Consider the following 20,867-nt stretch of genomic DNA (forward strand, 5'->3'; position numbering starts at 1 on the left):
ATCATGCTCGAACACGTCCCGCATTGGCTCGGCAGCCTTTTGCATAACGTTCGCGCCGGCCACGCCCGGCTGGCGATCCTACAGGATGGCATCGTCACCGGCGCGGTCCATGGCGACCGGCGGCTCGAACTGAGCAGCATCGCCTTTGCCGACGGCGCGCGGTTGCCCGAACGCTTCACCGCGGATGGCGAGGGCGTGTCGCCGCCGCTGGCATGGCGCGGCGTTCCCGCGGACGCTGTGGCGCTGGCGCTGATCGTTGAGGACCCCGACGCACCGACCCCCAATCCGCTGGTCCATGCGATCGTATGGAACCTGCCGCCGGGCGATGGTGCGCTGCCCGAGGGTGCGATCGCGGCGGACGGCCATGGCGGGTTCGATGGATCGGATGTCGGCCGCAACAGCTACAGCCAGGAAGGCTGGTTGCCGCCCGATCCTCCGACCGGGCACGGCAGCCACGATTACGTCTTCCAGCTGTTCGCGCTTGGCGAGGCCGTGCCGATCGACGTCAATCCCGGGCGCTCCGACCTGATGGAGGCGATCCGCGGCCGGGTGCTGGCGGCGGGCATGCTTGTCGGCACGTACTCGCGCGGCGAGGAAATCCCGATCGGCCCGGTGCCCGCGACACCGCAGGTGGTCTGAGCGATGACCGACGTGCGCCTGCGCGCGCCGCCGCTGGTGCTTGGCGGGGCGGGACTGTCGCCGCAGGTGGCGTGCGTGCTGGTGGCCCTCGCCGATCCGCAATATGGCGCGGCGGCGGCGATCGTCGGTGGCCTGTATGCCGCGGTGATCCTGTCGTTCCTTGGCGGCATGTGGTGGATGCAGGCGCTGTGCCGCAGCGACGCGCGCTGGTGGCCCTATGCGCTGGCGGTCGCGCCCAGTCTGGTCGGATGGGCGGTGCTGCTGCCGTGGCTGCTCGGCATCGTGGCCCCGCAAGGGCCGCTGATCGTGCTGGCGGCGGCGCTGCTGGTCAGCCCGCTCGGCGACCGGATGGTCGGATCGTTGATGGGGGAAGTGCCGGCATGGCGTCGATTGCGCCACCTGCTATCCGGCGGGCTGGGTGCGTTGACGCTGTTGCTGGCGATGCTGGCCGCGCGCGGATGACGCGACGGCAGCGGCGGGTGGCGGATCGTTGCGTCGGTACGCCCTTGTCATAACCGGGCATGACCGGGTGCTGCCAGCCTTCTGATCTGCCACGGCGTTCAGGGCGCCGAGCGTTGCCGTCGTGTGGGCAACCGAAAGCGACGCTCGCCGTTCCGGTGCGCGAGGCGGTATCGTCCCGCGGCGCAAGAAACGAACACGTGCCGATTGTCCGGCTCGCCGCGCCGACAAGGTGACGGCGGGCCGGACGATCGTGGCGTCAGGCGCGTACGAGCAGCGGCTCAGCGGCCTTCCGGCGGCGCAGCGCATGGCCGACGACGGCGAAGCCCAGGATCATCATCGCCCACGTCGCTGGCTCCGGCACGGCGCCCTGCGACGGTGCCTGATCGAGCCGCACCTGCAACGAGCCGCTTGGTGCGAAGCTGGTGTTCGACAGATCGAGCGTCAGGAACCCGTCATCGTCGAGGCTGATGTTCGACTCGCTGAAGTCGAAGACGTCGCTCATCGTGCCGAGCGAGGCGAAGGTGAACGCACTCGTCACATTGGAGAATTGCACGATAAAATCGTTTCCGAAGCCGAGGCCGTCCGCGAAATCGGGATTGTTGGCATTACGGATCGTCAGCAGTCCGTTGGAGAAATCTGCCGTCAGCAATGTTCCCAGCAGGTCGAAATCAAGCCCGAATTCGGCACCCGCCCCGATCGTGGCCTGCTCCTCTGAACAGGAGAAGTTGGCGGCGCCGCATGTCACGACATCGCCGATCGACGTTGCGGCGGACGCCGGGGTGGCGACAGCGGCCGCCAAAAGCGTCAAACCTGCCAGAAGATGCTTTTTCATGTCTCATCCCTTTTTATGAGCGACCGCGCACGGCTGCCTATTGATCGGATGTTACATGAACTGGTTAACAAAGCGTTAATGATTCCTCTCGATCACGCAGCGCGGCATTCCCGGAGACAGGGGCGGCCTGCGACCGGCGCAACGACCGGCGCCCCCGACTATCTACCCGCTATCGCGCAAGCTATCACGATCGCGACCGCAAAACGCAGGCGAACCGGGAGAGTGGTATGGCCGACACGAAGATGCGCATTCGTCATGGATTGACCGCCCTTGCAGCTATCGTCGCGACGGCCGCCACGCTGCCTCACGTCGCACGGGCGCAGGGTGCGACGACGGGCGAACCGGCGACCGCGAACCTGGAAGCGCGCGAATGGTTCCGGAATGCGAAATTCGGGGTCTTTCTCCATTGGGGCCTGTACAGCGAACTGGGTGGTAGCGGTTCGGCGGGGGTGGCCGAGTGGATCATGCAGGACAACAAGATCCCGGCCGACAAGTACGAGCGGCTGGCAAGGTTCTTCAATCCGGTCGCATTCGATGCCGACGCCTGGGTGCGATCGTTCAAGGATGCCGGCGCGCGCTACATCGTCATCACCAGCAAGCATCACGACGGCTTCGCGATGTTCGACAGCAAGGTGTCGTCCTATAACGTCGTGAAGGCGACGCCGTTCAAGCGGGATCCGATCGCCGAACTGGCGGCGGCTTGCCGTCGTCAGGGCGTAAAGCTGTTCTTCTACTATTCGCAACTCGACTGGCACCATCCCGATTACTATCCGCGCGGCCGCACGGGGCATGCCGCGGGGCGCCCGGAAACCGGAGACTGGGAAAAATACCTGGACTATCAGGATGCGCAGCTGCGCGAGTTGTTGACGCAATACGGCCCGATCGGCGGAATCTGGTTCGATGGCTGGTGGGATCAGGAGAAGACGCCGCTACGCGATCGCTGGCGGCTCGACCGCACCTACCGGCTTATCCACCAGCTTCAGCCTGCCGCGCTGATTGTCAACAATCACCATCATGCGCCCTTCCCCGGCGAGGATTACCAAACGTTCGAGCGCGATCTGCCCGGCGAGAATTCGATGGGCTACAGCGGCACCGCCAGCATCGGTCGGCTCCCGCTGGAAACGGCTGAAACCATGAACGGAAGCTGGGGCTTCAACCTGGTGGACGACAAGTACAAGTCTCCGGAGACGCTGGTCCGCACACTGGTCGGCGCCGCCGGCCGCAACGCCAACCTGCTGCTGAACACCGGTCCAATGCCCAACGGAGAGATCCAGCCGGAAAATCTGGAGACCTTCCAAAAGATCGGCGAGTGGCTGAAGGCGAACGGCAGGAGCATCTACGACACGCGCGGCGGGCCGACCGCGCCGGGTGACTGGGGCGTCACCACGCAGCTCGGCAAGACGGTGTATGTCCATCTTCTTCGAAAGCACCAGGGTCGCGTCGTGCTGCCTATCAAGGGCAAGGTGGCGTCTGCGCGGTTGCTGGACGCCGGCACGCCGATCGGCATCGCAGCGCGGGGCGGCGATATCGAGCTTTCGGGCATTCCGCCGATCGGGAACAGCTGGGACCAGATCATCGAGCTTCGGCTGCGGTGATCTTGCCCCCTCCGGTCGCGCAGGCGTAGGTCGGGCATATGGCTTCGTTCGACGACTCCGCTGATCCCGCGCTGGGCGCCGCGTGCAACCGGCTTGCCGCATGGGTGGAGCCGATGCCCGGCGGCATCGTCATCGACCCGGCGAGTATGCTGACAGAAGAGGATCTGGCGTTGATCCTTCGCCATCTGCACGCCACGCGCAAAGGAACGCCCGCGGACGCGGTGTCCAGCACCGACCCTGCGGATCGCGTCGGCCGTGCCTCGGTGCCGCTCACGGCACGGGATCGGGAGGGCGCGATCACGAAGTAGCCGACGCCGCGTGGCGATTCGGCTCCGTCCAGCGCATCGGTGCCGTGATGGCGATGCCGGGGGCTGGTATCGCCGTTACCCGAACACGATGTGGGGCATGCGGCCGCGTCGAACGGCCGTCCCCTCTTGCGATCGTGGGACCGCTATGATCATCGCCATGCTGATGCAGGTCGTGTCCGCAGGGAGCTGCGCACCGACGGATTACCTTTGCAACACCGGAAGGCCGCCGACCTTCAGCGAGCTGGAGCAGCGCCGGATGGTTGAGCAGCGCGCGCAGGTCGAAGCCGATTTCCAGGCCGTGCAATCCGCTGCCACGCGCTCCGCCTACGATAGCCAGGCGGAACGCGCCCGCCTGCTGCCGAGCAGGGTCCGCGATCTGGTTGCCGACGGACGATGCGGCGACGCCGCCGATGCCGCACTCGTCGGCGGTGAGATCGACCTCGCGCAGCAGGTCCGCGCGCATTGTGGCAGGAAGCCATAGGCGCGCGCCGCCGGGCGGGCCGGCTGTCACGCGTGCCGGCCGGCGAACGGCCAGGGACAAGTCGCTCCGCCTGCATACGCAAAGCGCAGACGGCGCGACCTGCTGTCCGTGGGGCGGAAGCGCCCCGCTGCGGCGTCTAAAGCCGGATCGTGGGGAGAAGGTGGCGATCGCGGGGCAGGTGTGCCTCGCTTCGGCAAAGTCGAGCGTGGCAGGCGTACTGCAGCATGTAACTTCCGAAAAAATTGTGGAAAATTCTATTTTCTTGTGGTGCCTACACGGTTTCGCAATGACCTTCGGCGATAGCCGGGCCGGCCGGCGAAAGAACAATTCGCGGCGCGGCAGGGCAGGATCGCATCGGTGAAGGTAGCAGCTGACACAGCATTGGCTGACACCGACGAGCTGATCGTCAGGCCCGCGTTCGGCAGATTGGCTGCCAGTCACATCGGCGAGTTTCTGTTGAACCGGGGAATACGGTGGCAGAACGCGCTGGATGTGGATCGCGTGGACACCGTGATCCTGCAAGCGGTCATCAGCGCCAATCTGGCCCATCTTCCCCCCACGACGGCGGGACTTGACCTGCCGAACGGTCGGAGGCGCCCGGCCAGCGTCCTTGCAGTGTCGGCCTCGATGGGGCTTAGCTACGAAACCGTGCGCAAGCGTATCCGCGCGCTCCACCAGCGCGAGATCATCCAGGAAACCGGCGACCGGTACATCGTGCCGTTGAACCCGACGATCTGCGGAGGGCCGGGCTCGCTGGCCGAGCAGGATGCGGCGACGCTTGGCGCATTGCTCGACCGGATGCGCCTGCAGGGCTTCCAGTCTCTGCCCGTCAACCCGTGCGAGGCGAGCAGCGCCCGCGTCGCCAGATTGATCGTCGACTTCGCGGTGCGCAGCCTGGAGGGGTTCACCGAGCAGCACGGCAGCATCACGGCCGGCAGCATCTGGGCGGCCATCATCGCCGCCAACGTGCGCGGATTGCTGTCGAACGAGCAACTGCCGGAAGGCTATGCGGAGGCGCGCCATCCGCTACCCGATGCCGAGCGGCAGCCAGTATCGCTGCGGCGGGTCGCCGCGGAGGTGAAGCTGCCCTTCGAAACCGTCAGGCGGCATGTGGCGACGTTGGTCGAGCGTGGGTCGGTGTCGATAAGCGAGCGCGGCGTGATCGTCCCGGCCGCCGCGCTCGCCACGCCGCAGCAGATGGCGCGCAGCCGGCTGAACATCGGCTACCTCCGCCGCCTGTTCGACAGCCTGGGCGCCCGCTGACAGCGATCGCCACCCGGGCAAGCAGCACCGGCCCCGCAAAGGCTGATGGCGACGAACCATTAAGAATCGAGTGATAAATCGACCGGACGGAGGACGTTGCGTGCGGGACTATCAGGAAGAGGCCAGGCTCGGCGCCTTGTGCCAGCTCAAGCTGCTGGACACGCCGGCAAGCGAGAGCTTCGATCGCATCACCCGGATGGCGAGCCAGATCTTCGCGCTGCCGGTTGCTGCGGTGTCGTTGACCGATCGCGACCGGCAATGGTTCAAGTCGCGCGTCGGCATCGATCATCACAGCATCCCCCGCGACAAGGCGCCATGTGCCGAGGTCGCCGAAGCGCGAAAGCCGGTGGTGATCGAGGATTTCCTCACCAACCCGCGCTACGCCGACAGCGTGCTGAGCCGTGCCGGTACGCGCTTCTATGCCGGAGCCCCGCTCGTCACGAGCGACGGTTACGGGCTTGGGGCGTTGTGCGTCCTCGGCACCGAGCCGCGGCAAGCGACGCCGTCCGAACTCGCCGCGCTCGCCGATCTGGCGGCGATGGTCATGGCGCAGATCGAGTTGCAGCACGCCTTCGGACGGATCGATCCGGTCAGCGGCATGCCGACCCGCAATCAATTCCGCGACGACCTCGTCGATCTGGCGCGCGACCATCCCGGCGAACGGCGGGTGGCCGTGGTCATCGACCTCGCCCGTGACGATCAGATCAGTAAGATCACCCGTGCCATGGGCGGAGCAAGCGTGGACGACCTGATCCGGGAGGCCGCCCATGGACTTCGCGACGCGCTTGGTCCGGATCGCAACGCCTATCACGTCGGCCCCGTCCATTTCGCGTTCCTGTCATCGCCCGACGTCGACGACGCAACCTACACGCAGCTTCTCCAGTCGAAGTTCGAAATGCTTCGGGCCACGTCGTCGATGCGGTTCGTCACCACGGTCGCGATCGGAATGCGCCCATTCGTCACGGGCGAGGTGCCGGCCGACGATGTGCTGCGCGGCGCCTTCAGCGCGGCGCAGGACGCCCGGCATGCCGATGGCTCGATCGCGCGCTATTCGTTCTCGAACGATACGGCTCATCAGCGCCAATATGGCTTGCTGAGGGATTTCGGTGACGCGCTCGAGGCCGGGGACCAGTTGCGGCTGGTGTACCAACCGCGCGTCGAGCTGGCGACCGGCCGCTGCATCGGTGCCGAGGCGCTGTTGCGCTGGCGGCATCCGCGACTGGGCGAGATATCGCCGGCCGAGTTCATTCCGCTGGTGGAGCAGACGTCGCTGGTGCGGGCGGCGACCCAATGGGTGCTGGATACCGCGATGGATCACCTCCAGCGCCGACCACGAGGCGAGCCGCCGTTCGTACTTTCGGTCAACATCTCGGCGGCGAACCTCGGCGAGGCCGACCTGATCGAGCGTATCCAGCTGGGGCTGCTGAAGCGCAATCTGCGGCCGGGGCAGCTTGAGATCGAACTCACCGAAAGCGCGATCATGGACCAGCCCGATCAGGCGCTGGCCATTCTTCGCCAGCTGGCCGAAACCGGCATCTGCCTGGCGATCGACGATTTCGGCACCGGACACAGCAGTCTGGCCTATCTGCAGCGGCTGCCCGCGCGGGTCGTGAAGATCGACCAGGCGTTCGTCCGCAACCTGACGGCGCCGGCAGGCCCCGACTTCGTCCTTGTGGAAACGATGATCGGGCTCGCTCACAAGATGGGCTATCGCTGCGTTGCCGAGGGCGTGGAGACGAGCGAGGCCGCCGCCGTCCTGACGCGACTGGGGTGTGAGGAAGCGCAAGGCTTCCTCTTCGCGCGACCGATGGACGAGGATCAGTTCGCGCACTGGGCTGCCGACCCCGCCCGGCGGGAACGGACGCTGATGACCGCGTGATCCGATCGGGCCGGGTCCGCCCGCCCGCCCGGCGCGCGTCACACCGGTTGGCGGGGTACAACCGACCGTCGACGCCGCGCCCGTTGCATCCGCCGTCCGGAACGCGGCGGCCCGACATTGTCGAAACGGCAAATGGCGGCGACCTGATCCGCACCTCTCGCACGCGGCAGAGAAGCCGTCCCGAATGTGCAACGAGCCGTGGCTAACCCCGCGATGCCATGACACGCAACGCTCACAAGAATTTGCCGTCGCTGCTTGCGCTGCGCCGGCGCGGGGCAGGCGACCTGCCCTCCGCAACGACACGCCCGCCCTCGGCCGTGCTGCCCCGCGATACCGGGCGCGGCGTCGCGCGCGCGCTGCGTATTTCCTCGGAGGCACTGCCGCGCTTGATCTACCTATGGCGCTTTGGGCGATGGCCGGACTTGCGCGATCCGAAGCGGTTCAGCGAGTTCGTCCACGTTCGCAAGCTCTACGAACGCGATCCGCGATGGCCCGATCTTGCCGACAAGATCGCGGTCAAGGCGCATGTTGCGGCCGTGCTCGGCCCCGAATGGGTCATCCCCACTTTATGGTCGGGCACCGAATTGCCCGCCACCCCGGCGTGGCCGCGCCCGTTCGTGCTCAAATCCTCGCATGGTAGCCAGCAGCGGATCTTCGTGCGCGACGGCGAGGCGATCATTTGGGAGCAGGTGCGTCGCCGCAGCCGGCGCTGGTTGCGCCGGCCATATGGTACGCTGCTCCACGAATGGCTGTATTCGCGCATCGAGCCGAGGCTTTTGGTCGAGCCGTTCGTCGGCTTGAACGGCGTGGTGCCGTCCGACTTCAAGCTGTTCGTCTTCGGCGGGAAGGTCGCGTTCGTTCAGGTCGACACCGACCGCGAACATGCACACAAACGCGTGATCTTCGACCGTCACTGGTATCGTCTGCCCGTTGCTTTCGAATTCCCGATCGACCGGCGGCCGATCGCCCGTCCGGCATCCTTCGAACGCATGGTCGCCGCCGCGGAGCGGATCGCCGCGCCGTATGATTTCGCACGGGTCGATTTCTACGATGTCGGCGGCACCCCGTTGTTCGGTGAGATCACGCTCTATCCCGGGTCGGGGCTCGACCGCTTTCGCCCCGGTCATTTCGACCTGATGTTCGGCGAACTCTGGGCAAAGCATCGCCAGCGCGCATAGCCCCCCTTCAAGGCGTGCGGGGCTGCCCGAGTTCCGGGGGCAGCGCAGCCGTCCCCCGAAACCGGTCGATCAGAACGTGACGCCAATCCCTCCGCTGACGGTTTCGCCATTGTCCTTGCCGGTGAACGCGCCCGCGCGGTTTTCGGTGTTCCAGTGGATCAGATTGAATTGCACGCGAATGATGCTGTCGAGGTACCAGTTCATCCCGGCGGTCACCGCCGAGCCCTTTCCGCCCGTCGCGATACCCGAAAAGTCGAGGTTCTCGTAGCGCGTGAGCAGCTCGATCGCGCCCGGTCCGCCGTCGAACACCGACCGCCGGACGCGCGGCTGCGCGAAGGTGCCCAGGCGTGGGTTGTAGGGCGGCAGCTCGCCGGTGACGAACCAGCCGCCCGACAGGCTCCAGGCCCGGGTGACCAGATCGTCACGTCCGGCGTTCAGGCGCGCGTGGCGCTCGCCGGCCTCGCCCATCACCCAGACCGGACCGGCGTATCCGCCGACTTCCGCGCCGTAGCCGGTCGTGCCGGTTCCGCCGACGATGGGCCCGGTCGATACGCGCAGCAGGCTGTTGAAACGGCCGCCGATCACTGTGTTGCGGGTCAGCGTGCCCGGCCCGGCGGCCAGCTTTTCGTCGAAGCCCCACAGTCCGAGGTGAAGGATCGAGCGTTCGGTCGTGATCGGGTTCCAGTGGGTCCGCGCCAGTACCGTGCGGCTGTCGGAGACGCTCTGGCTGGCATCGACATTGTCACCGCTCAGCGTGATCGACGCGTGGCCGCTCTTCCAGAACAGCCGCGGCATCAACGCGATGCCGTAGAAGCCGCGCTGCGGGATGATCGACGTGGCGACCACGTTGCGTTCCAGAAACGGCGGCGCATCCGAACCGCTCGATCCTTCGAAGCTGCGGTCATTGAACATGTTGCCGAAACGGACGTCGTAGGACACCTGTCCGATGTCGTCGCGCCAGCCCACGAACATCGTGCCGACGTCGGACACGTTGTCGGCGAAGTCGTTCTCGAACTGGTAGAAGAAATGCGTGCCGATCGCGCCCTCGATGCCGATCCGCAGCGCGCGCGCGCCGGTCGTCGTGATGTTGCGTGCGTCATACTTCGATCCGAAGGTGGAGCTGACGTGATTGATGATGCGGCCGCGCATCTTGAACGTGTACTTGCCATCCGCCGAATGGAAGATCGGCAGCCCGCCACGCCACTCGGTCGTCACGCCCGACGGGTTCATCGCGGCGGCGCGCGCCTGCGTGACGTTCTGCTCGGCCGGGCTGGCGGCGATGATTTGCGGTGCGAACGACACGGTCTCGCTATCGTTGCCGATCGTCGATGACACGGTAGCTGCCTGCTTCGGCGCCGTCGCAGGGGCCGCGGGCGTAGCGGCCGCGATCGTCGTCGCTGCGTGCCGGGGCTGGTTCTCGACCGCTTCGAGTCGCGCGCGGAGCGCGGCGATTTCGCGGGACTGGGCGCGCAGCAGGGAAAGTATTTCGGCCTGATCGCCCGGCGCGTTCTGCGCAAGCGCAGGTGTCGCGAGCAGAAGAGCGGACACCGATGCGCCCGTCGAGAGAAGACGTTTCATGGAATAAGCCAATTGGGTGAAGCGGTGTTCGGTCATCGGTCCACCCTCGATTCACGCATCGTGGAACCGGGATCTGGTGAGATCGCCGGCCCGGCACGACACGGGAATGACCCGCGACATCCCCAACGCTCCACCGAGTTTCGGGAGCGATGTGAATACATTAGGGGTGGTTAATCGACGGCTAATCCGATGCGCTGAACCTGGATCGATCGTCTTGAGCTTCGCATCCCGGCGATCCTCGATCCCGGGCACTCGGTATATAAACGCCGGAGTGCAGAACGTCCGACCTGGTGATCGCGGTATGTGGGGGGGGGGTGCCGTCCCGTTGTTACGGGCCGGCGCGTTAACCGGAAATTCTTCGACGTCCGCCACATTCACACCATGGTTATGTCTCTCCATCAGCTCGATGATTCGGACCGGGCGGGCGTTGCCGCCCTGTCCGGCTACGGTATCCTGGATACCCCCAACGAACCTGAATTCGACGCCATCGTGCGAGAGGCTGCGGAGACGTTCGGCACGCCGATCGCGCTGATCTCGTTGCTTGATGAGAACAGGCAATGGTTCAAGGCCAAGATCGGGCTCGAACCGTCGGAAACCCCGCGTTCGATCTCGTTTTGCACCTACGCGATCCGAGGGCAGGGCGTCTTCTCGGTGCCGGACACGACCGCCGACGACCGCTTCTCCTCAAATCCGCTCGTGACCGGAGATCCGGGCATCCGCTCCTACGCTGGCGCACCGCTCAGGACGCCGGACGGGCTGAGCTTCGGCACGCTCTGCGTAATCGGCACACAGCCGGGAAGGGTCCTGACCCTGGAGGAGCAGGCGAAGCTCGAGAGCCTGGCAGGCAAGGTGATGGAGGCGATGGAACGCCGCCGGCGACTGCGCGTGTCGAACGCCCATTAGGGTCAGGGCCACAGGCGGAAGACGATGGTGGCTGCGTGCTTCCCCGCACCGATCGCCCTCGCATGTGTTCGTCCACGTCTGCGCGTGCCGATAGTGGAACGCCAGGCCGTCGCCTCGTGGTCAGTCGAAGGGGGCGGGCCGACCCGGGTGATCGCGCTGGCGGCATCAGCCGAACGGGAAGGCGATCGTCGCCCCGGGGCGGAGCGCGTCGCGGACTTCTTCCCCACGTCAACTGCCCCCGCCCAAGGGATCAGACGCGAACGTACCTGAAATACCACACCTCATGCCCGTGCCGTCGCGCCTTTCGCTCGTAGCGGGTTTCGGGCCAGTCCGCCGGACGTTCGAGGAAGTCGCGGGGGCCGTGGGCCAGCCATTCGAAATCGCGACGCTGGTTCATCACCATCATCGACCAGCGGCAATAGGTCGGATCGTCGGTGCCCAGCCGGAACTCGGCGCCCGGCTTCAGCTTGGCGGCGATCAGGTCCAGCGGTCCGTGGTTCATCATCCGCCGCTTGGCGTGGCGCGCCTTGGGCCAGGGATCGGGATGGAGCAGGTAGACCCGCTCCAGTGCGGCGTCGGGCAGCCGTTCGACCACCTCCAGCGCGTCGCCCATGTGAATACGCACATTGTCGAGCGCGCCGTCGCGGACATGGCCCAGTGCGCCGACCACCCCGTTCAGGAACGGCTCGCACCCGATGAAGCCGGTGCCCGGTGCGGCGGCGGCCTGCGCGGCGAGATGCTCGCCCGCGCCGAAGCCGATCTCGACCTGCAACGGCCGAGCATCGCCGAACAGCCGGGTCGCGTCGAGCGCGTCCTGTTCGGGCACGGCGATACGGGGCAGCAATTCCTCGACCAGCGCCGCCTGCCCGGCGCGTAATGCATGGCCCTGACGCCGGCCGTACAGGCGGCGGATCGTTGTGGGATCGTTCATCCACGCGCGCCTAGCCCAGCAGCGCGCGAAACGGAACGGAGGATGCGATGCGTGGGTGGTGGAGCGGTGCGGCGGTGACTGCGGCGGTGACCGTGGCCGTGGGGACGTTGGGCACGACGACGCCGGCGTGGTCGCAGATGACGAGCCAGCGGTCGATCTCGATGCTGAACGGGGAAGGCGGCTGGACCCCGGCGGTGTTCGTCTGCGACTCGGTGGATCGCGACCGGGTGCTGGTGCTTTCACCCCCCGACCGCGTACGCGCGGCGACGCTGACCAGCTTGTCGAAGCCGGGGCTGGTGCGCCACCGGGTGCGGGTCCGCATCGGCGCCGGCGATCCCGGCATGGGGCAGATCCATTACCCCCTGACGAACGATGCGGGCCGCGAGGTCGGCGATATTCATGCGGTGAACCCCGGGATGGTCGAACCCGGCGCGACCACGCCGACCGTCACCTCGGTAGCGTGGGGACGCGACGTCACCGGGTGCCGCTTCGCGCCGCAGACCCGCGTGCTGGGCGTCACCGCCAGCCGCTCTGTCCAGGTGACGCGCAGCGATCGCGACGGCTTCGTCTACCGCAGCTACGATCACGACAGCGACCTTCCCGTCGTCGACCGGCCATGGGGCGGAAGCGACACGCGCGCATCGCTGACGATCACCGGCGGGCGACTGGTCGAGGAGCGCGGCGGGCGACGGGTCTATCACTTCGCGAACGGCGGCTACGTCTACCGTGTGCTCGCCTCGGTCGATCCGGCGACCGGCGGCGGCGGGGTGCAGGTGTGGCGCGACGGACGGATGGTGCAGTCCGAACCGTTCGCTGCCTATACCGCCGCGTCCTGAGCGGGACCGATTGGCGATGCGGGTCGTTGGCACGCCGTAACCAGCGGAGCCGATGATGGGCAAGAAGAAGAAAAAGGCGTTGCGGGCGGCGGCCGAGCACGAGCATGACGCGCACGGCCCGATGCGTGCACTCGCCGCGATGGGGGCGATGCGCGCGCTCGCCCCGGTCGCCAAGGCGACCGATGAGCCGCCGCTGCTCGCCCTCGGTCTCGGCACGCTGGCAATCGGCGCGGTGCTGCGCCGCCCGGCATTGGCGCGCAGCGGGGCGCGGATGGTGACCAGCCACCTGCTCGCGACGGCGTTGAAGACGGTGATGAAGGCCAGCGTCGACCGTGCGCGCCCGAACGTGGCCGGCGCGTCGCCGACGCTGGAAAAAGGTCACGGCACCGGCGACACGAACCTCAACGCCTTCCCATCCGGGCACACCGCCGGCGCGGTCGCCGTGGCGCAGTCGATCGCGCGCGAGGCACCGGCGGCGGCGGGCGTCGCGAAGCTGGTCGCCGGATCGGCGGGGGTGGTGCAGGTGGCGCGTGGCGCGCATTATACCAGCGACGTCGTGGCCGGCGCGGTGATCGGATGGGTGTCGGAGCGTATCGCAAGCTGGGCGATCGACGCGGCGGGCCGGCTGGTCGAACACCGGCGGGAAGCAAGCGCCGAAGCGGAGGTGGAGGCCCATCCGAGCTGATGGCGGGCGGGTCGCGGGGCCGGCCGGGCCGCCCTGCGATCTCCCACGCGGAGGAGATAGTTACTTTACCGGAATGGCGCGTGCCGGCGTCGCCGTGAACCTGATCCGGGGATCAGCTATCGCCGGTCGGCAGACGAAGTGAAACGTCCCAAGCCGAATATCCCGGCGGGTGAGGCGATCACTGCTCCCCGCCCGGCGCATCATACAGCGATGCGGCATGACCACCGTCGCTCGCGGTCTATGCTGTACGGGCCGCTGCTACGCCAACGCTCGGTCGGTTACGCCGCACGCGGGGGCGCAACCCATCGATGTGCCCGCGACGTTCGAGGGGCGCGCGCTACGATGGCGGCACCGTGCTCCCGTTCCGGGAGCGCGGTGCCTGCCAAATCAGGCCACCGCCGCCTTCAGCGCGTCGGCGAGATCGGTCTTTTCCCAAGTGAACAGGTCACCCTCGGCGTCGCGGCCGAAATGCCCATAGGCGGCAGTCTTCGAATAGATCGGCTTGTTGAGCTTCAGATGCTCGCGGATGCCCTTCGGAGTCAGGCGCACCAGCTGCGGCAGCGCCGCCTCCAGCCTGGCTTCGTCCACCGTGCCGGTGCCGTGCAGGTCGACATAGACCGACAGCGGCTCGGCGACGCCGATCGCGTAGGACAGCTGGATCGTGCAGCGCTTGGCCAGCCCGGCGGCGACGACGTTCTTCGCCAGATAGCGCGCGACATAGGCGGCCGAGCGGTCGACCTTCGTCGGATCCTTGCCGCTGAACGCGCCGCCGCCGTGCGGGGCCGCGCCGCCGTAGGTGTCGACGATGATCTTGCGCCCGGTCAGCCCGGCGTCGCCGTCCGGTCCGCCGATCTCGAACAGCCCCGTCGGGTTGACGTAGATCGCCTTGTCCTCGGGCAGCCAACCCTCCGGCAGCACGTCCGCGAACACGCCCTTGACGTAGTCGCGCAGCCTGGCCTGGCCCTCGGCGTTCGACAGGTCGGCACTGTGCTGGGTCGACACGACCAGCGCCACTGCCTTCACCGGCACGCCATTTTCGTATTGCAGCGTCACCTGGCTCTTGGCGTCAGGCTCCAGGAACGGGGCCGCGCCAGAGTGGCGGTCCGCCGCCATGCGCTCGAGGATCTTGTGGCTGTAGTAAAGCGTGGCGGGCATCAGGCCCGGCGTCTCGTCGGTCGCATAACCGAACATGATGCCCTGGTCGCCCGCGCCCTCGTCCTTGTTGCCGCTCTCGTCCACGCCCATCGCGATGTGCGCCGACTGGCCATGCAGTTCATTCAGGAACTTGAACTCGTTCCAGTGGAAGCCCGACTGCTCGTACCCGATGCGCTTCACGGTCGCGCGCACGGCAGCCTCGATCTCTTCCTCGATGCCCGGTGCCCATTGGTCGTTCTCATACACGCCCTTGCCGCGGATCTCGCCCGCCAGCACGACCAGCTGCGTGGTGGTCATGGTTTCGCAGGCGACGCGCGCTTCCGGATCCTTGGACAGGAACAGGTCGACGATCGAATCAGAAATCTGGTCCGCGACCTTGTCGGGATGACCTTCGGACACCGATTCGGATGTGAAGATGAACGACTGACGCATGGAGGCTCCGGGAGATAACGATATAAAGATAGCTTTATGTGTCTATCGCGAACCGCGTCGCAACGCAAATGCGACGATGCACAACGCCGTCCCGATCAGCAACGCGGCCCAATTGCCCAACCGTGCGAACAGCGTAGCCTCGTGCGCGGGCGGGATCGGCACCACCACCGCGCCGCCGACGTGATGCGGTACGGTGCCCAGCAACGCACCGTCCGCCGCGATCACCGCGGAGATGCCGTTTGGCGTCGCGCGCACCACCGGCAGCCCTTCTTCGATCGCGCGCAGCCGCGCCTGTGCCAGATGCTGCGGCGGACCCCACGCGCCGAACCACGCGTCGTTCGACGGATTGAAGATCAATCTCGGGCGGTGCGCCGGATCGACGACCTGCCCGGAAAAGATGATCTCGTAGCACAGCTGCATCCCGATCCCGCCGAAGCCGGGCACGGCCATCGTGCGCGCGCCGGGGCCGGGCGCGAAGTCCATGTCGCCGGGCACCAGCCGCGACAGGCCGAGCGGCTTGAGCAGCCACGGCATCGGCAGATATTCGCCGTAAGGCACCAGATGCGCCTTGTCGTAGCGCCCGCGGATGCGGCCGCGCGCGTCGAGCGCGAACACCGAATTGCTCGCGGTGGTCACGTCGCCCTTCGCATCGAACTGCAACGCGGTGCCGCCGGTCAGCAACATGTCGCGTGGCCCCAGCACCGATGCCATCCGCGTCCGCGTCAGCCACGGGCTGGTGTCGCCATAGATCCAGAACGGATAATCATCCTCGATGAAGTCGCGGATCACTCCTTCGGGCCACATCACCAGCCGCGGTGCGCCGCCCGGCACGCCGGACAGGCGCAGCAGCCGCGCGAGCATCATCGCCTGATCGCTCTCGCCGCGCTGGTCCTGCGGTACGTTGGGCTGGACGACCACCAGACGCGGCGCATCGGCGGCGGACGGGGCAGGGGGCGTGCGATAGCTGAGCAGCGGCGCGCTGATCGCAACCATCGCGATCGCCATTATCGGAACGGCGCGCGCCTTGCGGGGCACCAGCAGCAGCGCACCGGCCGCCGCCACCGTCAGCCCGGACAAGGCATAGGTGCCGACCAGCGTGGCGAGCCAGGCGACCGGCTGTACCGGCACCCACATCACCGCCACGGGATCCCATGCGTAGCCGGTGAACAGCCAGCTGCGCATCCACTCGGTCAGGATCCACGCCGCGCCGAATGCCAGCACCCATGCGGCGTCGACACGGGGGCGACGCACCCGCCACGCCAGCCCTGCGGCCATCGCGGGAAAGATCGCGAGGTACAGCGCCAGCGCGAACGGCGCGATATAGCCCAGCGCGTGCGGCATCTGGTCCTGAAAGGTGAAGGCGTGCTGGAACCAATTGTCGTTGATCGTGAAGTGCCCGACCCCGAACGCCCAGCCGCGCCATAGCGCCTGGCGAACGGTAGGCGCGGCATGGACCAGCGCGATCCATGCCGCGAACGCTGCGATCGTCAGCCACCATAGTTCGAGCGGCGCGAACCCGCACGCCGCCGCGGCACCGAGCAACAGTGCGGCAAGCGCCGGATAGCGGTGCGGCAACGTCCGGGCCGGAGAACGATCAGACAGGGCGGGCATCCTTCGCGCCGATGAAAAAACGGCTTCCTGCGACGCCGCGCGCGCCGTCGCAAGCCTGCGCACCACGTAAGGCGTGACGATGACGTTTGCGAGGCGTATCACCGCAGCATGACGCATGATGAGAGGACGGCATGACCAGCCCGATCGAAGTGGACCTGCCCCATCAGTTGGGCATCGCGGGCGCCCGGACGCGGATCGAGGGCGGCTTCGGCAAGCTGGCGGGTTATATCCCCGGCGGGCATGTCAGCGAACATCGCTGGGACGGCGACACGTTGCACTTCGTGGTCGAGGGCATGGGGCAGCGGGTCGCAGTGCGGCTCGACGTAACCGAGCGTAACGTCCACGCCTTGTTCGATCTGCCCGGGCTGCTCGGCATGTTCGGTGAACAGCTGCGCGCGAAATTGCAGAAGGACGGGCCGAAACTGCTGGCATGATGGCTGCGAAGCGGGGTGGATGGCGTTTGTCCGTCCCGCGAGCGTAGCGGGGCGATCCAGAGCGTCATGGTCCGGCACTGCGTCGCGCGGCTGACCATCACGTCCTGCGTCAGGTTCGTACCGCTCGGTCGATCACGCGCACGCTGCCGCCAAGCCGTCGTCCCTGCGCCGCACGGGCCTACGCTGCGTCGTGCCTCGTTTTTAGCGGGCACAAAAGTGGCAGCCCAAGGTCATCAGCCTTGCAACACGCGACGGGCATGCGCCCCTGCCTGCGCCGGCGCGACGGTGATGCGGGCGAGCGGAGCGGTCCAGGTTCCGCCTCACTGCAACATCAGCCGGCGGACGCGACCCGCCAGATCGCGTTGCCGACATCGTCCGCCACCAACAGCCCGCCGGTCTGGTCGGTGATGACCCCGACCGGCCGGCCATGCGCCTCACCGTCGTCGTTGACGAAACCGGCCAGCACGTCGATCGGCTTGGCCCCCTTCACCGGCCAGCCGTTGGCATCGAACGGCACGAACACGACCTTGTAGCCCGACAGCGGCTTGCGGTTCCACGAACCGTGTTCGCCGACGAAGGCGCCGCGCGCGAACCGTCCGCCCAGCTTCGCCTCGTTCGCGAACGTCAGCCCCAGTGCCGCGACATGCGGCCCCAGCGCGTAATCGGGACGCTTGGCATATTGTTGCAATTCCGGATTGCGCGGCTCGACGCGGGTGTCGATATAGCCGCCCCAATAATACCACGGCCAGCCGAAGTGATCGCCCAGTTCCACCGCAGTCAGGTAATCCGGCACCAGATCGGACCCGAGCATGTCGCGTTCGTTCACGACCGTCCACAGCCGGTTGGTGCCAGGCACCAGCGCCATGCCGTTGGGGTTGCGAATGCCGGTGGAGAAGATCCGGAACGTCTTGCGATCGGGATAGACCTGCAGGATCGCCGCGCGGTTGCGCTCCGCCGCCAGCCCGTTCTCGGCGATGTTCGATGCCGAGCCGACCGACACGTACAGCGTCTTGCCGTCTTCCGCGACGATCACGTTGCGCGACCAGTGGTTGCCGCCACCGGGATAGGTGACGACCGTTTCCGGCTTCGTATCGATCTTCGTAAGGCCGTCACGATACGGCACCCGCACCAGCGCGTCGGTGTTCGCGACGTAGAGCTGCCCGTTCAGCAACGCCATGCCCGATGGGGAGTGCAGCCCGGTCATGAACGGCGTCTTCACTTCCGCGACGCCGTCGCCGTTCGCGTCCCGCAGCAACGTGATGCGATCGGCCGATGGCACGCCCGCGCCGACCTTGCCGAGCAGGTGGCGCATCACCCAGCCCTTGATGCCGCCACCGTCGCGTGGCGGGGAATTGGTCTCCGCCACCAGCACATCGCCGTTAGGCAACCGGTAAAGCCAGCGCGGATGCTGGAGCCCGGTGGCGAACGCCGCGACCTTCAGCCCGGCGGCCGGCGTCGGTGCCTCACCCGCCTTCCAGCCGATCGGATCGGCGGTCTGCACGGTCGGCACCACCTGTTCGCGGGGCTCGCCGATCTTAGGGCGCGCGCCGGTGACGGCGGCGACATCGACCCGCGCCTTGTCGGGCCAGGCGAGATAAACGAAGATCGCGACGCCCAGGGCGACGAACAGGCCAAGGACGGCAAGGACGTGTTTGCGCATCCATCCGATGTAGGGCGTCGCGGTGTCGTGCGCTACCGCCTCGTTCGCCATCGCGGACGAAGCGGAGCGTCCGCCATGACTATTCCTCCGCGCCCTCCGGCACCGGCACCGGCGGGTGGAGCCGCAGCCGGTTGATGCGGCGTTCGTCGGCGTCGGTCACCTCGATCCGCCAGCCGCTGGGATGGTCGAAACACTCGCCCGGCTCCGGCACGCGCCCGGCCAGCACCGCGGTCAGCCCGCCGATCGTGTCGACGTCGCTTTCCGCCTCGGCCAGCCGCGCATCGACGGTGCGCCCGACATCGTCCAGCTCGACGCGTGCATCGACGTCCCATGCCCCGCCGTCCAGCGGCACCAGCAGCACCTCGGGCGCCTCGTCATGCTCGTCCTCGATCTCGCCGACGATCTCCTCGATCAGATCCTCGATCGTCACCAGCCCTTCGGTGCCGGAATATTCGTCGAGAACGATCGCCAGATGGATGCGCGACTGCCGCATGTCGGCGAGCAGGTCGAGCGTGCCGCGGCTCATCGGCACGTATAACGGCTGGCGGATCAGCGCCGCGATCTCGCTCGGGCGTTCGCCACCCGCCGCCAGGATCGCGAACACGTCCTTCAGGTGGACCATGCCGATCACATGGTCCAGGCTGCCGCGATAGACGGGCAGCCGGCTGACCCCCGCCTCGGCGAAGACGTGGATCAGATGGTCGAAGGTCGTCGCCTCCTCCACCGCGATCATGTCCGCGCGCGGCACGCCGACGTCGCCGGCGTCGCGCTCGCTGAAATGGAGCAGGTTGCGTACCATCTGCCGCTCCAGCGGGGTCAGGTCGCCCTTGATGTCGGGGCCGGGATCTTCCTCGTAACGGTCGATCGCCTTCTCCAGCAGCTCGCGCAAGGTGGCCTCGCGCGGCTCGCCGAAGATCATGTTGCGCAGCCCCGTCCAGATGCCGCTCTCATGGTGCTCGCCGCCGTTCACGGCGCTACTTCGGTCTTCGGCCATCGCCGCTGTGTTCAATCCTCGCGAATCAGATAGGGGTCGGCAATGCCCAGATCGGCCAGCGCGTCGCGCTCGATCTGCTCCATCGCGTCGCCCTCGTCGTCGTTCATATGGTCATAGCCTAGCAGATGCAGGCAGCCATGCACCACCAGATGCGTGAAATGATCGGCGGTCGCGATGTTCCGCTCCGCCGCCTCGCGCGCGCACACGCCATGCGCCAGCACGATGTCGCCCAGCAGCAGTTCGCCGTCGTCGGAGTTCTGGCTGACGGTATCGAGCAGGTCGGGCTGCACCATCGGGAACGACAGCACGTTGGTCGGCCGGTCCTTGTCCCGATACTGGCGGTTGAGCTCTTGCACCTCCGCGTCGCCGGTCAGCCGCACGCTGATCTCGACATGCGCGGCGGTGGTCAACAGCTCGCCGTGCGGGGTCCGCCCGATCGCGGCGCGCGCCGCCGCCAGCGCACGATCCTCCCATGCCTCTTCGGGCCAGGGATCTTCGCGGGTCAGTTCGATATGGATCATGCCAGGTCCGTATGGGAGGAATCATCGGCCGTGTAGAGCAGGTCGGCGTCATGGGTCTTCGCGCAGGCATAGGCGATACAATCGCCCATGTTGAGGCGGGCGGGGTGGGTGCTGCGCCGGCCATAATGGACGTGTGCCTGCAGCGCGAGCCGATCTCCCAAAGCCATTGCATCTTCCTCCCTCGTCGCCAAAGCGACGAGAGCGGATGCATCGACCAGGATCGTCATCCTTCATTCTCGTCGTTCAGGCGGTCGTAGAACGCCTTGTCCGCCTCCAGCCCGGTCGGCTCGTCAAAGCGATTGTCCTTCCAGAAGCGCTCCAAGACGGAACGGACATCGTCCCGCGCCGACACGGGCGGATCGTCGCGCGCCAGTTCGTGCGCAAGCGCCAGCTTCACCGCCGCCGTCCTGGTCAGTCCGCGCGCGGCGCCCAGACGTTCCGCCAATCGTTTGGCTTCGGGATCCTTGATGTAGAGCGATGCCATCGACGC

22 protein-coding genes are annotated in these 20,867 nt (G+C 67.1%); 12 read left to right on the plus strand and 10 right to left on the minus strand.

Features of this window, described 5'->3' with window-relative positions; all coding sequences use genetic code 11:
* Positions 1 to 3 precede the first annotated feature (3 nt).
* Complete coding sequence (locus ASE95_RS08095; protein ID WP_056634285.1) at positions 4 to 639, plus strand: YbhB/YbcL family Raf kinase inhibitor-like protein; 636 nt, start codon at positions 4 to 6, stop codon at positions 637 to 639.
* Between the two features lie 3 nt (positions 640 to 642).
* On the plus strand, positions 643 to 1,101 hold the full coding sequence (locus ASE95_RS08100; protein WP_056634288.1) for a DUF3429 domain-containing protein: 459 nt from the start codon (positions 643 to 645) through the stop codon (positions 1,099 to 1,101).
* A gap of 256 nt (positions 1,102 to 1,357) precedes the next feature.
* On the opposite strand, the gene ASE95_RS08105 is transcribed toward ASE95_RS08100, so the two are convergent.
* A complete protein-coding gene (locus ASE95_RS08105; RefSeq protein WP_056634291.1) occupies positions 1,358 to 1,933 on the minus strand; it encodes a PEPxxWA-CTERM sorting domain-containing protein in 576 nt (191 codons plus the stop codon).
* 227 nt (positions 1,934 to 2,160) lie between these two features.
* Between ASE95_RS08105 and ASE95_RS08110 the strand changes: the two genes are divergently transcribed.
* The 6 genes from ASE95_RS08110 (at position 2,161) to ASE95_RS08135 (ending at position 8,637) form a co-directional block, all read left to right on the plus strand.
* The gene (locus ASE95_RS08110) at positions 2,161 to 3,528 is read left to right on the plus strand and encodes an alpha-L-fucosidase (RefSeq protein ID WP_200918777.1); all 1,368 of its coding nucleotides are present in this window, start codon (positions 2,161 to 2,163) and stop codon (positions 3,526 to 3,528) included.
* A gap of 38 nt (positions 3,529 to 3,566) precedes the next feature.
* Complete coding sequence (locus ASE95_RS08115; protein ID WP_056634296.1) at positions 3,567 to 3,836, plus strand: hypothetical protein; 270 nt, start codon at positions 3,567 to 3,569, stop codon at positions 3,834 to 3,836.
* 145 nt (positions 3,837 to 3,981) lie between these two features.
* Entirely contained in the window at positions 3,982 to 4,317 is a 336-nt protein-coding gene (locus ASE95_RS08120) for a hypothetical protein (RefSeq protein WP_056634299.1), read from the plus strand.
* Between the two features lie 357 nt (positions 4,318 to 4,674).
* Positions 4,675 to 5,580: a hypothetical protein gene (locus ASE95_RS08125; protein ID WP_156347936.1), complete on the plus strand. Its 906-nt coding sequence runs from the start codon at positions 4,675 to 4,677 to the stop codon at positions 5,578 to 5,580.
* A 100-nt stretch (positions 5,581 to 5,680) separates the two neighbouring features.
* On the plus strand, positions 5,681 to 7,459 hold the full coding sequence (locus ASE95_RS08130) for a sensor domain-containing phosphodiesterase (protein WP_056634305.1): 1,779 nt from the start codon (positions 5,681 to 5,683) through the stop codon (positions 7,457 to 7,459).
* Positions 7,460 to 7,677: 218 nt separating this feature from the next.
* Positions 7,678 to 8,637: an ATP-grasp fold amidoligase family protein gene (locus ASE95_RS08135; protein WP_082450010.1), complete on the plus strand. Its 960-nt coding sequence runs from the start codon at positions 7,678 to 7,680 to the stop codon at positions 8,635 to 8,637.
* A gap of 69 nt (positions 8,638 to 8,706) precedes the next feature.
* Here the strand turns inward: ASE95_RS08135 and ASE95_RS08140 are convergent, their stop codons facing one another.
* Positions 8,707 to 10,215, minus strand: coding sequence for an OprO/OprP family phosphate-selective porin (locus ASE95_RS08140; protein ID WP_056635970.1), 1,509 nt, complete (start codon positions 10,213 to 10,215; stop codon positions 8,707 to 8,709).
* Positions 10,216 to 10,518: 303 nt separating this feature from the next.
* Between ASE95_RS08140 and ASE95_RS08145 the strand changes: the two genes are divergently transcribed.
* A complete protein-coding gene (locus ASE95_RS08145; protein ID WP_235528235.1) occupies positions 10,519 to 11,118 on the plus strand; it encodes a GAF domain-containing protein in 600 nt (199 codons plus the stop codon).
* A gap of 250 nt (positions 11,119 to 11,368) precedes the next feature.
* Here ASE95_RS08145 and trmB read toward each other — a convergent pair whose 3' ends face one another.
* On the minus strand, positions 11,369 to 12,049 hold the full coding sequence (trmB, locus tag ASE95_RS08150; RefSeq protein ID WP_056634311.1) for a tRNA (guanine(46)-N(7))-methyltransferase TrmB: 681 nt from the start codon (positions 12,047 to 12,049) through the stop codon (positions 11,369 to 11,371).
* A 47-nt stretch (positions 12,050 to 12,096) separates the two neighbouring features.
* Here trmB and ASE95_RS08155 point away from each other — a divergent pair, with 47 nt between their 5' ends.
* Both ASE95_RS08155 and ASE95_RS08160 read left to right on the plus strand, forming a co-directional pair.
* A complete protein-coding gene (locus ASE95_RS08155) occupies positions 12,097 to 12,885 on the plus strand; it encodes a hypothetical protein (RefSeq protein ID WP_056634314.1) in 789 nt (262 codons plus the stop codon).
* Positions 12,886 to 12,937: 52 nt separating this feature from the next.
* Positions 12,938 to 13,570 carry a phosphatase PAP2 family protein gene (locus tag ASE95_RS08160; RefSeq protein WP_056634317.1) on the plus strand — a complete coding sequence of 211 codons (633 nt, stop codon included), beginning with the start codon at positions 12,938 to 12,940 and terminating at the stop codon, positions 13,568 to 13,570.
* 387 nt (positions 13,571 to 13,957) lie between these two features.
* Here the strand turns inward: ASE95_RS08160 and metK are convergent, their stop codons facing one another.
* Together metK and lnt are read right to left on the minus strand one after the other, a co-directional pair.
* Positions 13,958 to 15,157, minus strand: coding sequence for a methionine adenosyltransferase (gene metK / locus ASE95_RS08165; RefSeq protein ID WP_056634320.1), 1,200 nt, complete (start codon positions 15,155 to 15,157; stop codon positions 13,958 to 13,960).
* Between the two features lie 42 nt (positions 15,158 to 15,199).
* Complete coding sequence (gene lnt / locus ASE95_RS08170; protein ID WP_056635974.1) at positions 15,200 to 16,768, minus strand: apolipoprotein N-acyltransferase; 1,569 nt, start codon at positions 16,766 to 16,768, stop codon at positions 15,200 to 15,202.
* Positions 16,769 to 16,899: 131 nt separating this feature from the next.
* Here lnt and ASE95_RS08175 point away from each other — a divergent pair, with 131 nt between their 5' ends.
* Positions 16,900 to 17,202, plus strand: a complete 303-nt coding sequence (locus ASE95_RS08175; RefSeq protein WP_056634323.1) for a polyhydroxyalkanoic acid system family protein — start codon at positions 16,900 to 16,902, stop codon at positions 17,200 to 17,202.
* A gap of 331 nt (positions 17,203 to 17,533) precedes the next feature.
* Here the strand turns inward: ASE95_RS08175 and ASE95_RS08180 are convergent, their stop codons facing one another.
* The 5 genes from ASE95_RS08180 to ASE95_RS08200 all read right to left on the minus strand — a co-directional run bounded on the left by ASE95_RS08180 (position 17,534) and on the right by ASE95_RS08200 (position 20,861).
* Complete coding sequence (locus tag ASE95_RS08180; RefSeq protein ID WP_056635977.1) at positions 17,534 to 18,862, minus strand: PQQ-dependent sugar dehydrogenase; 1,329 nt, start codon at positions 18,860 to 18,862, stop codon at positions 17,534 to 17,536.
* Positions 18,863 to 18,941: 79 nt separating this feature from the next.
* Positions 18,942 to 19,856 carry a hemolysin family protein gene (locus ASE95_RS08185; RefSeq protein WP_056634326.1) on the minus strand — a complete coding sequence of 305 codons (915 nt, stop codon included), beginning with the start codon at positions 19,854 to 19,856 and terminating at the stop codon, positions 18,942 to 18,944.
* 11 nt (positions 19,857 to 19,867) lie between these two features.
* A complete protein-coding gene (gene ybeY / locus ASE95_RS08190; protein ID WP_056634329.1) occupies positions 19,868 to 20,377 on the minus strand; it encodes an rRNA maturation RNase YbeY in 510 nt (169 codons plus the stop codon).
* Complete coding sequence (locus ASE95_RS08195; protein ID WP_056634330.1) at positions 20,374 to 20,604, minus strand: type II toxin-antitoxin system VapC family toxin; 231 nt, start codon at positions 20,602 to 20,604, stop codon at positions 20,374 to 20,376. The genes ybeY and ASE95_RS08195 overlap by 4 nt, the downstream gene beginning before the upstream one ends.
* Positions 20,601 to 20,861 carry a type II toxin-antitoxin system VapB family antitoxin gene (locus ASE95_RS08200; RefSeq protein ID WP_056634333.1) on the minus strand — a complete coding sequence of 87 codons (261 nt, stop codon included), beginning with the start codon at positions 20,859 to 20,861 and terminating at the stop codon, positions 20,601 to 20,603. The genes ASE95_RS08195 and ASE95_RS08200 overlap by 4 nt, the downstream gene beginning before the upstream one ends.
* Positions 20,862 to 20,867: the final 6 nt, after the last annotated feature.

This window comes from Sphingomonas sp. Leaf231 (assembly GCF_001421995.1).
Lineage (GTDB): Bacteria > Pseudomonadota > Alphaproteobacteria > Sphingomonadales > Sphingomonadaceae > Sphingomonas.

Coding starts and splice junctions, on each gene's coding strand:
- ASE95_RS08180 (WP_056635977.1), bottom strand. CDS start 18,862: ATGCGCAAACACGTCCTTGCCGTCCTTGGCCTGTTCGTCGCCCTGGGC.
- ASE95_RS08200 (WP_056634333.1), bottom strand. CDS start 20,861: ATGGCATCGCTCTACATCAAGGATCCCGAAGCCAAACGATTGGCGGAA.
- ASE95_RS08185 (WP_056634326.1), bottom strand. CDS start 19,856: ATGGCCGAAGACCGAAGTAGCGCCGTGAACGGCGGCGAGCACCATGAG.
- ASE95_RS08160 (WP_056634317.1), top strand. CDS start 12,938: ATGATGGGCAAGAAGAAGAAAAAGGCGTTGCGGGCGGCGGCCGAGCAC.
- ASE95_RS08135 (WP_082450010.1), top strand. CDS start 7,678: ATGACACGCAACGCTCACAAGAATTTGCCGTCGCTGCTTGCGCTGCGC.
- ASE95_RS08105 (WP_056634291.1), bottom strand. CDS start 1,933: ATGAAAAAGCATCTTCTGGCAGGTTTGACGCTTTTGGCGGCCGCTGTC.
- ASE95_RS08100 (WP_056634288.1), top strand. CDS start 643: ATGACCGACGTGCGCCTGCGCGCGCCGCCGCTGGTGCTTGGCGGGGCG.
- ASE95_RS08095 (WP_056634285.1), top strand. CDS start 4: ATGCTCGAACACGTCCCGCATTGGCTCGGCAGCCTTTTGCATAACGTT.
- ASE95_RS08195 (WP_056634330.1), bottom strand. CDS start 20,604: ATGACGATCCTGGTCGATGCATCCGCTCTCGTCGCTTTGGCGACGAGG.
- ASE95_RS08155 (WP_056634314.1), top strand. CDS start 12,097: ATGCGTGGGTGGTGGAGCGGTGCGGCGGTGACTGCGGCGGTGACCGTG.
- trmB (WP_056634311.1), bottom strand. CDS start 12,049: ATGAACGATCCCACAACGATCCGCCGCCTGTACGGCCGGCGTCAGGGC.
- ASE95_RS08140 (WP_056635970.1), bottom strand. CDS start 10,215: ATGAAACGTCTTCTCTCGACGGGCGCATCGGTGTCCGCTCTTCTGCTC.
- lnt (WP_056635974.1), bottom strand. CDS start 16,768: ATGCCCGCCCTGTCTGATCGTTCTCCGGCCCGGACGTTGCCGCACCGC.
- ASE95_RS08120 (WP_056634299.1), top strand. CDS start 3,982: ATGATCATCGCCATGCTGATGCAGGTCGTGTCCGCAGGGAGCTGCGCA.
- ybeY (WP_056634329.1), bottom strand. CDS start 20,377: ATGATCCATATCGAACTGACCCGCGAAGATCCCTGGCCCGAAGAGGCA.
- metK (WP_056634320.1), bottom strand. CDS start 15,157: ATGCGTCAGTCGTTCATCTTCACATCCGAATCGGTGTCCGAAGGTCAT.
- ASE95_RS08110 (WP_200918777.1), top strand. CDS start 2,161: ATGGCCGACACGAAGATGCGCATTCGTCATGGATTGACCGCCCTTGCA.
- ASE95_RS08175 (WP_056634323.1), top strand. CDS start 16,900: ATGACCAGCCCGATCGAAGTGGACCTGCCCCATCAGTTGGGCATCGCG.
- ASE95_RS08115 (WP_056634296.1), top strand. CDS start 3,567: ATGGCTTCGTTCGACGACTCCGCTGATCCCGCGCTGGGCGCCGCGTGC.